Source organism: Rhizorhabdus histidinilytica (assembly GCF_900167915.1).
Classification (GTDB): domain Bacteria; phylum Pseudomonadota; class Alphaproteobacteria; order Sphingomonadales; family Sphingomonadaceae; genus Rhizorhabdus; species Rhizorhabdus histidinilytica.
On the sequence record NZ_FUYM01000008.1, the window covers coordinates 33,680 to 45,917 of the forward strand.

The following is a 12,238-nucleotide window of genomic DNA, read 5'->3' on the forward strand; positions in this document are numbered from 1 at the left end:
TCATCTAGGGCCAGCCCCCGTGCGTCGCAACGGGGGTTCGCCAGAGGATTGCAGCCGGGCGTCGGGTGCGATAGGCGGCGCGAACGCATATTTCGGGCGATCCGTCCGCGCGTCATAAGGGGTAGCGTGAAGAAGCCGATCCTGTTCCTGCTGGCGACCACCCTGCCCCTGCCGTTCGCGGCCACCCCGCTTCGCGCGCAGAACATCATGACGCCCGCCGCCGGCCCACCGCTCCAGGGAGACGCGCCGACCCCGGCTAACGAGCAGGAAGTCACCTTCGCCGCCGATACGCTGACCTACGACGACAATGCCGAGATCGTCACGGCGACCGGCAATGTCCGCATGATGCGGCAGGGTGATCGGCTGCGCGCCGACAAGGTCCAGTGGAACCAGAAGACCGGCGTCGTCCGCGCCGAAGGCAATGTCGCCGTGGTCAATTCGAGCAATGACACGCTCTACGGCGACTCGGTCGAGCTGACCGATTCGCTGCGCGACGGCGTGATCGAGAATCTGCTGCTCGTCCTCAACGACGGCGGTCGCCTTGCGGCGGTCCACGGCGTGCGCCGCAACGAGGTCACGACCCTCGACAAGGCGGTCTACACGCCCTGCGCGGTGCTCGACAGCAAGGGCTGCCCCAAGGAGCCGATCTGGAAGATCAGCGCGGTGCGCGTGGTCCATGATCCGAACAAGCACCGGATCAGCTATGACGGGGCACGGATCAGCTTCCTCGGTGCGCCGATCCTGTGGCTGCCCGGCCTGTCGCATCCCGACGGCAGCGGCGGCGGCGGATCGGGCCTGCTGCTGCCCGACGTCAAGTACAGCCGGGTAAACGGCGCCGAGCTCGGCCTGCCTTATTATTTCCAGCTCGCGCCCAATCGCGACCTGACGATCACCCCACACGTCTACACCAAGGTGCTGCCGGCGATCGAGGCGCAGTATCGCGCGCTGACCGACAACGGCGCCTGGCAGGCCGCGGGCATGCTGACCTACAGCTCGCGCTTCGCGGCGACGACCGGCACCACGCCCGTGCCGAACGGCAACAAGGACATTCGCGGCTATATCGACGCCAATGGCCGTTTCCAGCTCGATCCCTATTGGACGCTGTCAGGCTCGATCCGCGGGACCAGCGACCGCACCTTCCTGCGCCGCTACGACATCTCGCGCGACGATCGCCTTCGCAACCAGATCCAGGCGGAGCGGATCACCCCGAACAGCTATCTGTCGATCAAGGGCTGGGCGGTGCAGACGCTCCGCACCAACGACAAGCAGGGCCAACAGCCTATCGCCCTGCCCGCGATCGACTATCGCCTGCGCATGGCCGATCCCTGGGTGGGCGGCACGCTCAACATACAGGCGAACAGCCTCGCGCTGCTCCGCACCGACGGCCAGGACACGCAGCGCGCCTTCGCCGCCGTGCAGTGGGACATGCGCCGCTACACCCCGCTCGGCCAGGAATTCACCCTGACCGCCTATGGCCGCGGCGACATCTACCATACCGACCAGGTCGGACGGACCTCGACGATCGTCTATCGCGGCGATCCGGGCTGGACGACGCGCGGCATCGCGGCGGTGGCGGCCGACATGCGCTGGCCCTTCGTCGGCGCATTCCTGGGCGGATCGCAGCGGATCACCCCGCGCGTCCAGATCGTCGCCAGCCCGAAGACCCGTAACCTGAGCATCCCGAACGAGGATGCCCGCGCGATCGACCTCGAGGATTCGAACCTGTTCGCGCTCAACCGCTTCTCGGGCTACGACCGCTGGGAAGACGGCAGCCGCATCACCTATGGCGCCGAATGGGCGGTAGACCTGCCGGGCATCTCGTTCAACACGGTGATCGGACAGAGCTACCGCCTGTCGAACAAGTCGACGCTGCTGCCGGTCGGCACCGGCCTGTCGGACCGGCTGTCGGACATCGTCGGCCGCACCACCGTCAAATATGGCCGTTTCCTCGAGCTCACCCACCGCTTCCGCCTCGACAAGGACAATTTCGCGGTCCGCCGCAACGAGATCGACGCGACGATCGGCACCCAGCGGACCTATGCGACGATCGGCTATCTCAAGCTCAACCGCGATATCGCCGCGACGATCGAGGACCTGCGCGACCGCGAGGAGGTTCGCCTCGGCGCCCGCATCCAGATCGCGCGCTACTGGTCGGTGTTCGGCTCGACCGTGATCGACCTGACCGGCCGGCGCGAGGATCCGCTGACGCTATCCGACGGATATCAGCCGATTCGGCATCGTCTGGGTATCCTCTACGATGACGATTGCATCGAGCTTGGCGTCACCTGGCGGCGCGAATATGACGCGATCGGCGATGCCCGGCGCGGAAATACCTTCCTGTTGCGACTGGCGCTCAAGAATTTGGGCCGCTAAGCCTGCATTCAGCGGGCGCATGCCAGGGGACAGCCCGTCTGGCCAGATTGAGGATGTGACTAGGTGCGTGGACTGATGCTGAGGCGGGGCGGCTTTTGGATGACGGCGGCGGCGGTCGGGGCGATCGCCCTGGCGACGCCGATCATCGCCCAGACGATGATGGACGACGAGGACGTCGGCGGCCTCAATATCCCGAAGGACATCACCGTCTTCGGCAACAGGGACCCGAACATCCGCACCGCGACGGCGATCGTCAACGGCACGATCATCACCCAGACCGACGTCGAGCAGCGGCTGGCGCTGGTGATCGCGGCGAACGGCGGCAACATCCCCGACGAGGAACGCGAGCGCCTGCGCCTGCAGGTGCTGCGCAACCTGATCGACGAGACGCTGCAGATCCAGGAGGCAACCGCCCAGAAGGTCGAGGTATCGCCCGAGGAGGTGCAGCAGACCTATGACCGGGTCGCCGCCAATTTCCGCAAGTCGCCCAAGGAGTTCGCCGAGTTCCTTCGCGAGAAGGGATCGTCCCAGGCGTCGATCAAGCGGCAGATCGAGGGCGAGGCCGCCTGGCGGCGCGTGCTCAGCCGCAAGGTCGAGCCCTTCGTCGCGGTCAGCGACGAGGAAGTCAACGCGATCATCGCCCGCCTCAAGGCGTCGAAGGGCGCCAACGAATATCATGTCGGCGAGATATTCCTGTCGGCAACGCCCGAGACGATGAACGAAGCCAGCGCCAATGCGGAGCGGATCATCGACCAGGTCCGCCGTGGCGCCTCCTTCGCGGCCTATGCGCGGCAGTTCTCCGAAGCCTCGACCGCGGCAGTCGGCGGCGATCTCGGCTGGGTCCGCGCCGAGCAGCTTCCCGACCAGCTCGCCTCGGTCGTCAACCAGCTCCAGCCCGGCCAGATCAGCCAGCCCATCGCCATCCCCGGCGGCTATTCGATCCTATTGCTGAGCGACAAGCGCCAGGTGCTCGGCGCCGATCCGCGCGACGCGCAGCTCCTCCTCAAGCAGCTCACTGTCAACTTCCCGCCGGGCATCACCCAGGCGCAGGCGACCCCGAAGGTCGAGGCGTTCGCCAAGGCGCTCGAGCAGATCAAGGGCTGCGGCAACGCCAACGAGGTCGCCGCCAATATCGGCGCGGAGGTCGTCAACAACGACCAGATGAAGATCCGCGACCTGCCGCCGCAGCTCCAGGAAGTGATGCTCAACCTGCAGATCGGCCAGTCGACCCCGCCGTTCGGCTCGCTGCGCGACGGCATCCGCGCGCTGATCCTGTGCGGCCGCGACGATCCGACGCCCTCGTCGGGTCCGTCGTTCGAGCAGATTCAGTCGCAGATCGAGCAGGAGCGCGTCAATCGCCGCGCCCAGCGCTATCTGCGCGACCTGCGGCGCGACGCCGTCATCGAATATCGATGAGGCGATGGAGATAGGGCCTCTCGCCGTCGCGCTGGGCGATCCCGCCGGGATCGGTCCCGAGATCGTCGCCAAGGCCTGGGATGCCCGCGAAGCGCAGCGTCTGGCCCCGTTCTTCGCGGTCGGCGACCGGCGCTCGATCGAAGCCGTATGGCAGGGGCCGATCCGGCAGATCGCCAGCCCCGACGAAGCCGCCGCCCATTTCGCCGACGCGCTGCCGCTGATCCAGATTTCGGACACCGGGCCGATCATTCCGGGCCAGCCCGACCTGGCCGGCGCCCGCTGCGCGCTCGACTCGCTCGAACTGGCGGCCGGACTCGCGCGTTCGACGATGGTCGGGGGGCTCGTCACCGCACCGGTGGCCAAGGCGCAGCTCTACGCGATCGGCTTCGCTCATCCCGGCCAGACCGAGTTCGTCGCCGAACGCTGCGGCGTGGCATCGGCCAACACGGTGATGATGCTGGCGGGGCCGAGCCTGCGCGCCGTCCCGATCACCACCCATATGCCGCTGCGCGAGGTGGCCGACCATGTGACGGTCGACCTGATCGTCGCCAAGGCGCGCGCCACCGACCGTGGGCTCAGCCGCAATTTCGGGATCGAGCGCCCGCGCCTCGCCATAGCGGGGTTCAATCCGCATGCCGGGGAACAGGGCGCGATCGGGCGAGAGGAGATCGACCTGATCATTCCCGCCGTCGAGCAGCTTCGCGCCGAGGGGATCGACATCGTCGGGCCGCTCGCCGCCGACACCATGTTCCACACCCGCGCCCGCGCCCAATATGATTGCGCGCTGTGCCTCTATCATGACCAGGCGCTGATCCCGCTCAAGACCTTGCATTTCGACGAGGGCGTCAACATGACGCTCGGCCTGCCGATCGTGCGGACCGCGCCCGACCACGGCACCGCCTTCGCCATTGCTGGCGAGAACAAGGCGCATCCGGGCGCGATGATCGCGGCGATCGCGCTGGCCGCGGAAGCCGCCCGGAACCGCCTCGTCCACGCATGAGCCGCGCACTGCCGGACCTTCCGCCGTTGCGCGAGGTGATCGCGCGCCACGGGCTCAGCGCGAACAAGGCGCTCGGGCAGAATTTCCTGCTCGACGGGCAGTTGCTCGACCGGATAGCGCGCGTTCCCGGCGATCTCGACGGCCAGACGGTCTATGAGGTCGGCCCCGGGCCCGGCGGGCTGACCCGAGCGCTGCTCGGCACCGGCGCTTCGGTCGTCGCGGTCGAACGCGACGACCGCTGCCTCGCCGCGCTCGAAGAGCTCAACCAGGCTTCGGGCGGGCGGTTGCGGGTGATTTCCGCCGACGCAATGAAGATCGACGAGCGGGCGGAGGCCGGCGACGGCGCACACATCGCTTCCAACCTGCCCTATAATGTCGGCACCGCGCTGTTCGTTCGCTGGATGACGCTCGACGCCTGGCCGCCCTGGTGGCGCTCGCTGACGCTGATGTTCCAGAAGGAGGTGGCCGAGCGTATCGTGGCGAAGCCGGGCAGCGCGGCCTATGGCCGCCTCGCCGTGCTGGCGCAGTGGCGCGCGACCCCCGCGATCGCGATGAACGTCCACCGCTCGGCCTTCGTGCCGCCGCCCAAGGTGATGTCGGCGATCGTCCATGTCGTCCCCGCCGCGCAGCCCGAAGGGGCGAGCATGACGGCGATCGAGACGCTGACCGCCGCCGCCTTCGGCCAGCGCCGCAAGATGCTGCGCCAGAGCCTCAAGGGCGTGAAGGGCGCGGTCGAGGCGCTGACGACGGTCGGCATCGACCCCGAACGGCGCGCCGAGACGGTGACGGTCGACGAGTTCGTCGCGCTGGCACGGACATTGGAGGCCTGACCCCAACCGGCCGTTTATGGCGCGATCGCGACATTGGTTGGCCGGGTCGCTCCATGCCGCCCGCACATGGGGCGGCTATGATCGGGATATCCCCACAGGGCCGATCATGGAGAAACCGACGATGCTCATCGATCTTTCACTGCCGATCTCGACCGACCAGATCACCGGGGGCGAGGAATTCGTCCGCAAGATCATTGACGCCGGCCATGCCGGCACGCATTTCGACGTGATGGACAAGAGCTTTCCGCTGGAGAAGTTCAAGACCCGCGGCAAGGTGATCGACATCTCGCACATCCGCGACCGGGAAATCGAGGTCGCCGACCTCGGCGACATCCGGATCGAGAAGGATGATTTCGTGATCTTCCATTCGGGCTGGGTCGGGCAGCTGGGCTACGACATCGTCGACGAATATATCCACAAGAGCGCCGAGCTCTCGGACGAGCTCGTCCGTCATCTGGTCGAGGCCGGCGTATCGCTGATCGGCGTCGACGCGGCGGGCGCACAGCCGCCCAAGAAGCATCCAGCGGTCGATCAATATTGCGCCGACCATGGCGTCTTCATCATTGAGAATCTCAATAACGTCGATAAACTTCTTGATATCCCTCAGCCTTTTACCGTCTATACAGCGCCACTCAACCGGGTCGACCTGACCGGGTTGCCGTGCCGTGTGCTGGTCGAGGCGGACTGACGCATCGCCATGGCAGGGACGCGATGACCGAGCGCCTGCCCGCCGGGACCGAGGATCCCGACCTGGTCCCGCGGCCGCTGGTCGGCCTGACCATCCGGGGCACGCCGACGGCCGAAGGATTGCTGCATCGGCATGACAAGGCGGAGCTGCTCTATGTGATCAGCGGCGTCATCACCGTCCAGGCCGCGACCGGCATCTGGACGGTGCCACCCCGCTGCGCCTTCTGGCTGCCCAAAGGCGTCGAGCATATGGCGGACGCCAGCGGCCATTTCGAAGCCGGCGCGCTCTATGTCGTCGCGGATCTCGCCGAGCGCATGCCCGGCGCATGCTGCATCGTCTTCGTGCAGCCGCTGCTCCGCGAACTCATCCTGCGTTTCATCCGCAGCCCGCAGCTCTATCCCGAGGGGGATTCGCGCGAAGCCAGGCTGGCCGCTGTGCTTCTGGACGAATTGCAGGCGGCTCCGGTCGAGCCGCTCCACCTGCCCTTCCCCGCCGACCGGCGGCTACGCCGCCTGACCGAGGCGGTGCGCGAGCAGCCGTCGCTGCGGCTCAGCCTGGAGGAATGGGGCAGCCGGGTCGGTGCGAGCAGCCGCACCTTGTCCCGGTTGCTCCGCAGCGAAACGGGCATGTCGTTCGTCCGCTGGCGACAGCAACTCCATATCGGGCTGACCCTGCAGCACCTCGCCATGGGCCGGTCTGTCGCCACGATCGCCCATGATCTCGGCTATGAAAGCGTCAGCGCCTTCATCGCGATGTTCCGGCGCCTGCTGGGCACCACGCCCGCGCGCTATTTCTCCGAAGCCATGGGCGCGAAGCCGGATCAGGCGTCGGAAGGCGTCGTCCTTCGCATGACGCCCGACGGGATCACTCCCGCCGACGCCTGACCGCGAAACTCATTTGTCGCTGACGACGCTCTTTTCCTCGCCCTTGGGCGGGACCTTGTCATTGGGCTGCGCGGCGGCGACGGCGGCGGCCGGCGGCCCCTTGGCGATCGCGGCGGCCAGTTCGGTCGCGGGGGCGCACTCGCTCTTGCACAGCGCCTTGACCCGCGCGAGGTTGGCCCGGGCGCGCTCCACCGCGCCCTTCTGCACCATCGCCTCGCCCTGCGCCGACAGCGCTGTCACATCGTTGGGTTCGAGCGCGAGCGCCTCGAAATACATGCGGATCGCCTTGCCCGGCAGCTGCTGCGCCTGCGCGACCCGGCCAAGCGCGACGAAGGCCGCGCGGTTGCGCGGGTCGATCGCCAACGCCGTCTCCAGCGCGTCGTTGGCGCCCTGGAGGTTACCCGCCTTCAGCGCCGCCTGGCCTTCGGTCAGCAGCGCGAGCGACTTCGGATTGATCTGGTCGTCGGCCTTCTGGCCGTTCACCCCGCTCGAAACCGCCGCGAGGGTCAGGGACAGGGCAATCGCAACCGGCGAAAAACGCATCAAAATCTCCACTAGCGGCGCTGATCGGCCTTCTATCATGCACGCACCAGCCTGGCGACGAAAAAGCCGTCGGTGCCGTCATGCCCGGGGCTGAGCAGCGTTCCGCCATCCTGATAGCGCCCGGCGCTGAACGGGAGCTGAGCGGCCGCGAACGAGGATTGCCGGCCGAGGAAGGCCCGGAGCTGCCCCGCGCCCTCCTCGTCGAGCAGCGAGCAGACGGCATAGACCAGCGCGCCGCCAGGCCGGACCAGATCGGCCGCGAGATCGAGCAGCCGCGCCTGCGTCTCGACCAGCTTCGCGAGGCGATCGGGGCTCAGTCGCCAGCGCGCCTCGGGGTTGCGCCGCCAGGTACCCGTACCCGAGCAGGGGGCGTCGACCAGCACCAGGTCGCAACCATCGCGGAGATCGCCGAGCGCGGCCATTTCCCGGCCGGGATCGAGCAGCCGCGTCTCGATGCCGGCGAAGCCCGAGCGCTGGGCGCGCGGCGCGAGGCGGTCGAGCCGGGCGCGGTTGGTGTCGCTCGCGATCAGCCGCCCGCCGTTGCCCATATCGTCGGCCAGCGCCAGCGTCTTGCCCCCCGCCCCTGCGCAGAGATCGAGCGCGGTCATCCCACCGGTCGCCTTCCCGGCGAGCGCGATGAGTTGGCTGCCTTCGTCCTGGATCTCGATCAAGCCCTCGACCCAGGGCGTGCTCGCCTCGATCGGCGTGCCCTCGGGCAGGCGCAGGCCGTGCGGCGCGAACGGGGTCGGCTCCGCGCCGGGCAGCAGCGCGGCGACCGCGTCGCGGTCCGCGCGCCGGCGGTTGACCCTCAGGTCGAGCGGCGCGCGTTCGAGCAGCGCGGCATGTTCGGAAGGATCGATCCGGTCGGCGAGCCAGCGCGGCAGCACACCGGCCGGGCTGCCCTCCTCGTCCGCGGCGATCGGCGCCGGGGTGTGTGGCGCTCCGTCGAACGCCGCCGCCAGCACGGCGTCCTCGCGGGCAAGGCCGACCAGCGCGGCGCGTCCGCTCGCCGGCACCTCGCCGGCCCGGCGGATGGCGCGGTAGATCAGCTCGCGGATTGCCCGGCGATCCTTCGATCCGGCATAGCGTCGCGTCTTGAAATAGCGCGCGATCAGCGTATCGGCCGCCGCCCCGCCCTCACGGGCCGCGCGGACGATCTCGTCGAGCAGCTCGATCGCCGCCTGCGCGCGCGCGCCCGGCGTCATCGCGACCTAGCGGGTCGGATAATTGGGCGCCTCGCGGGTGATCGACACGTCATGGACGTGGCTTTCCTTGAGGCCCGCATTGGTGATGCGGACGAAGCGGGCGCGCTTCTGGAGCTCGGGGATGGTCCGGGCGCCGGTATATCCCATCGCCGCCTTCACGCCGCCGACGAGCTGGTGAATCACGTCGCGCGCGGTGCCCTTGTAGGGGACCTGGCCCTCGATGCCCTCGGGCACCAGCTTCATCTGGTCCTTGATATCCTGCTGGAAATAGCGGTCGGCCGAGCCACGCGCCATAGCGCCGACGGAGCCCATGCCGCGATAGGACTTATAGGCGCGGCCCTGGTAGATGAAGGTCTCGCCCGGCGCTTCCTCGGTGCCCGCCAGCAGCGATCCGACCATCACCGTGCTCGCGCCCGCGGCGAGTGCCTTGGCGAGGTCGCCCGAGGTGCGCAGGCCGCCGTCGGCGATCACCGGCACGCCCGACTTGGCGGCCTCGGCGGCCGCTTCCATCACCGCGGTGAGCTGCGGCACGCCGACGCCCGCGACGATGCGGGTGGTGCAGATCGAGCCCGGGCCGATGCCAACCTTGACCCCGTCCGCGCCCGCGTCGATCAACGCGCGGGCGGCTTCGGCGGTGGCGACGTTGCCGGCGACGACCTGAACCGAGTTGGACAGCCGCTTCACCCGCTCGACGGCGCGGGCAACGTCGCGGTTATGGCCGTGCGCGGTGTCGATGACGATCAGGTCGCACTCAGCGTCGACCAGCGCCTCGGTCCGCTCATAGCCCTTGTCGCCGACCGTCGTCGCCGCGGCAACGCGCAGCCGGCCGCTCGGGTCCTTGGTGGCCGAGGGATAGTTGACCGCCTTCTCCATGTCCTTGACGGTGATCAGCCCGACGCAACGATAGGCATCGTCGACGACCAGAAGCTTCTCGATCCGGCGCTGGTGAAGCGTGCGGCGCGCCTCCTCCTGGCTGACGCCGCTGCGGACGACGGCCAGGTTCTGGCTGGTCATCAGCTCCGACACCGGCTGGTTGGGATTCTCGGCGAAGCGGACATCGCGGTTGGTGAGGATGCCGACCAGCTTGCCGTCGGCTTCGACGACGGGGATTCCCGAGATCTTGTTGCGCGCCATCAATTCGTGCGCATCGGCCAGCGTCTGGTGTGGCTGCATGGTGATCGGGTTGACGACCATGCCCGATTCGAACCGCTTGACCGCACGGACGGCGGCGGCCTGTTCCTCGACGGTGAGGTTGCGGTGGAGCACGCCGAGCCCGCCGAGCTGCGCCATGACGATCGCCATGTCGGCTTCGGTCACGGTGTCCATCGCCGACGACAGGATCGGGATGTTCAGCGTGATCGCCTTGGTCACCTGGGTGGCGGTGTTCGCCTGGCTCGGCAGTACGTCCGACTCTCCGGGCCTGAGAAGCACGTCGTCGAAAGTAAGGCCGAGGCTGATGTCCATGAGGTCGAATCCCCGCGAGGTGTTGAAGGATTCGAGGCCATATATGTCGATGGGCGGCGGATCGCTAGTCCGCTTGTCGGATTTCCGCAGCGATCGCCGCGCCGGCCTTATTCCTCGCCGTGGATGACCACCCGGTTGCGGCCGCCATTCTTCGCCGCGTAGAGCGCCTCGTCGGCCCGACGCAGCATCGCGCCGTCGTCCTCGCCCGCCAGGAGCTGGGCGACGCCGGCCGAGAAGGTGACGGTGCCGAGCGGCTCTCCGGTGGTCTTGGAGACGAGATGGCGGCCCGACAGCTCGTCGCGCACCTCGTCGACCCGCATCGCCGCGCGCCGCGCCATGATACCGTCGAACAGGATGAGGAATTCCTCGCCGCCGAAACGCCCGACGAACGCGTCCTCGCCGACGCCCTCGACCAGGGCCTCGGCCACCATCTTCAGGATCCGGTCGCCGGTGTCGTGGCCGTGGTTATCATTGATCGACTTGAAATGGTCGATGTCGCAGAAGGCGACCGACAGCGGCGTGCCCTCCGCCGCCGCCTGCGCCATCGCCCGTGCGAGACGCGACTGGAAGGCGCGGCGGTTGGCGAGGCCGGTCAACGGGTCGCTCTCGGCCACGGCCTGCGCCTCGGCGAGCTCGCCCTGCAGGCTGCTCATCTGGCTGCCCATTTCGACCAGCCGGCGCTCGGCGTCGTTGGTCTTGTCGATCATCGTGCGGGTCAGCTCTGCCATCAGTTCGAGCGCGCGGCCCGCCGGCTCGCCGCCGGCTTCGAGCGCGGCCGATCCCCGGTCGAGCGCGCTGCCATAGGCGCTGGCATCGGTGCGCGACTGCCCGACCAGCGCGGCCGCCAGGGTGACGCTGCGATGCGCCTGTTCGATCAGCTTGCCCAGCAGGTCTGACGAGACCCGGCTCGACGCAGCCTCGGCGATTTCCGCGGCGACATCGTGGCGCAGCAGGCCGTCGCGCGCGATCGCCGCGTCGACCGAGGCGACCAGCGCCGGGTCATGGCCACCGAGATATTGATAGGCCAGGTCGTAATTGCCCGGGCTCGGGTCGAGCCGGTGGGTGCGCAGGAAGCCACCGATCCGCCCGAAAAGATCGGACGGCGCGGCTTCGTCCGGGACAGCCGGGACGGGCACCTGCGCGGCCGGAACGGCGGCGGGATCGTCTACGGCCGAGCGGCCGAACAGCGCATCGAAGCTCCAGCCCTTGCGGCCGGTGGAGGATGGCGGCTTTCCTTCGTACATCGGACACCCACTCTGCGGATCGTCCGACGGGCTTATCGGCCGCCCCTTAATTTTCGGTATCGCCGCCGGGAAAAGATGCGAGATCCGGCGCCACCAGCGCGCGCCGCGCAGCGACCGAGAACAGCCGGTCCCGGCTATAGAAGCGCAGCGGCCAGTCGCGCTGCCCCTCGGGCGCTTCGAGCAGGCCGTTGACCCGGTCGACCAGAGTCCCCGCCCCGGTCCGCGCCAGCCAGCCACGGACGCCGGCGATGAAGCAGTGGGTGATGGTGTCGTGATAGCCCTGCCGATCGTCGTTCACGCCGCCGACCGCGACATTATAGGCGCTGATGATCGCGCGCATGTCGCGCGCCGGATCGATGTCGGACCGCTCGACGACGATCCACAGGCAGGCGGCCAGATGCGCCTCATGGGTCCACGCCGCCTTGGGAAGGCTGCGGTCGAGCAGGCCCCGCCCGACATGACGGATACTCTCGTCGTCCGCGAACAGGCGCGGACCTTCCCCGATCGCCATGATCATTCCCTCTGAACGGAAGGAGGGCGCCCCCGCCGAAGCCGGGGCGCCCTCCTGAAGGCCGTGTCGGCCCTTATGGA

Annotated in this window: 11 protein-coding genes; 6 read left to right on the forward strand and 5 right to left on the reverse strand. The window is 68.4% G+C overall.

The window, feature by feature from the left end:
• The first annotated feature begins 126 nt into the window (after positions 1-126).
• From B5X82_RS17195 to B5X82_RS17220, 6 genes are all read left to right on the forward strand, one after another.
• Positions 127-2,373 carry an LPS-assembly protein LptD gene (locus B5X82_RS17195; protein WP_079649413.1) on the forward strand — a complete coding sequence of 749 codons (2,247 nt, stop codon included), beginning with the start codon at positions 127-129 and terminating at the stop codon, positions 2,371-2,373.
• A 75-nt stretch (positions 2,374-2,448) separates the two neighbouring features.
• Positions 2,449-3,789: a peptidylprolyl isomerase gene (locus tag B5X82_RS17200; RefSeq protein ID WP_079649414.1), complete on the forward strand. Its 1,341-nt coding sequence runs from the start codon at positions 2,449-2,451 to the stop codon at positions 3,787-3,789.
• A gap of 4 nt (positions 3,790-3,793) precedes the next feature.
• Complete coding sequence (pdxA, locus tag B5X82_RS17205; RefSeq protein ID WP_079649415.1) at positions 3,794-4,789, forward strand: 4-hydroxythreonine-4-phosphate dehydrogenase PdxA; 996 nt, start codon at positions 3,794-3,796, stop codon at positions 4,787-4,789.
• A complete protein-coding gene (gene rsmA, locus B5X82_RS17210; protein WP_079649416.1) occupies positions 4,786-5,619 on the forward strand; it encodes a 16S rRNA (adenine(1518)-N(6)/adenine(1519)-N(6))-dimethyltransferase RsmA in 834 nt (277 codons plus the stop codon). Before pdxA ends, rsmA begins: the two co-directional genes overlap by 4 nt.
• 121 nt (positions 5,620-5,740) lie before the next feature.
• A complete protein-coding gene (locus B5X82_RS17215; RefSeq protein WP_079649589.1) occupies positions 5,741-6,307 on the forward strand; it encodes a cyclase family protein in 567 nt (188 codons plus the stop codon).
• A gap of 23 nt (positions 6,308-6,330) precedes the next feature.
• Positions 6,331-7,191 (forward strand): AraC family transcriptional regulator, encoded by an 861-nt coding sequence (locus B5X82_RS17220; protein WP_079649417.1) that lies wholly within the window; start codon positions 6,331-6,333, stop codon positions 7,189-7,191.
• Positions 7,192-7,200: 9 nt separating this feature from the next.
• Here B5X82_RS17220 and B5X82_RS17225 read toward each other — a convergent pair whose 3' ends face one another.
• From B5X82_RS17225 to B5X82_RS17245, 5 genes are all read right to left on the reverse strand, one after another.
• Positions 7,201-7,734 (reverse strand): hypothetical protein, encoded by a 534-nt coding sequence (locus tag B5X82_RS17225; RefSeq protein WP_079649418.1) that lies wholly within the window; start codon positions 7,732-7,734, stop codon positions 7,201-7,203.
• 35 nt (positions 7,735-7,769) lie between these two features.
• The gene (locus tag B5X82_RS17230) at positions 7,770-8,939 is read right to left on the reverse strand and encodes an RsmB/NOP family class I SAM-dependent RNA methyltransferase (protein WP_079649419.1); all 1,170 of its coding nucleotides are present in this window, start codon (positions 8,937-8,939) and stop codon (positions 7,770-7,772) included.
• Between the two features lie 6 nt (positions 8,940-8,945).
• Positions 8,946-10,403, reverse strand: coding sequence for an IMP dehydrogenase (guaB, locus tag B5X82_RS17235; RefSeq protein ID WP_079649420.1), 1,458 nt, complete (start codon positions 10,401-10,403; stop codon positions 8,946-8,948).
• Between the two features lie 107 nt (positions 10,404-10,510).
• Complete coding sequence (locus B5X82_RS17240; RefSeq protein WP_079649421.1) at positions 10,511-11,647, reverse strand: GGDEF domain-containing protein; 1,137 nt, start codon at positions 11,645-11,647, stop codon at positions 10,511-10,513.
• A 46-nt stretch (positions 11,648-11,693) separates the two neighbouring features.
• Positions 11,694-12,158: a hypothetical protein gene (locus B5X82_RS17245; RefSeq protein WP_079649422.1), complete on the reverse strand. Its 465-nt coding sequence runs from the start codon at positions 12,156-12,158 to the stop codon at positions 11,694-11,696.
• Between the last annotated feature and the right edge of the window lie 80 nt (positions 12,159-12,238).

Bases quoted from the DNA above. Each gene is read 5' to 3' on its own strand.
- B5X82_RS17200 (WP_079649414.1), top strand. From the start codon at position 2,449: ATGCTGAGGCGGGGCGGCTTTTGGATGACGGCGGCGGCGGTCGGGGCG.
- pdxA (WP_079649415.1), top strand. From the start codon at position 3,794: ATGGAGATAGGGCCTCTCGCCGTCGCGCTGGGCGATCCCGCCGGGATC.
- rsmA (WP_079649416.1), top strand. From the start codon at position 4,786: ATGAGCCGCGCACTGCCGGACCTTCCGCCGTTGCGCGAGGTGATCGCG.
- B5X82_RS17215 (WP_079649589.1), top strand. From the start codon at position 5,741: ATGCTCATCGATCTTTCACTGCCGATCTCGACCGACCAGATCACCGGG.
- B5X82_RS17220 (WP_079649417.1), top strand. From the start codon at position 6,331: ATGACCGAGCGCCTGCCCGCCGGGACCGAGGATCCCGACCTGGTCCCG.
- B5X82_RS17225 (WP_079649418.1), bottom strand. From the start codon at position 7,734: ATGCGTTTTTCGCCGGTTGCGATTGCCCTGTCCCTGACCCTCGCGGCG.
- B5X82_RS17230 (WP_079649419.1), bottom strand. From the start codon at position 8,939: ATGACGCCGGGCGCGCGCGCGCAGGCGGCGATCGAGCTGCTCGACGAG.
- guaB (WP_079649420.1), bottom strand. From the start codon at position 10,403: ATGGACATCAGCCTCGGCCTTACTTTCGACGACGTGCTTCTCAGGCCC.
- B5X82_RS17240 (WP_079649421.1), bottom strand. From the start codon at position 11,647: ATGTACGAAGGAAAGCCGCCATCCTCCACCGGCCGCAAGGGCTGGAGC.
- B5X82_RS17245 (WP_079649422.1), bottom strand. From the start codon at position 12,158: ATGGCGATCGGGGAAGGTCCGCGCCTGTTCGCGGACGACGAGAGTATC.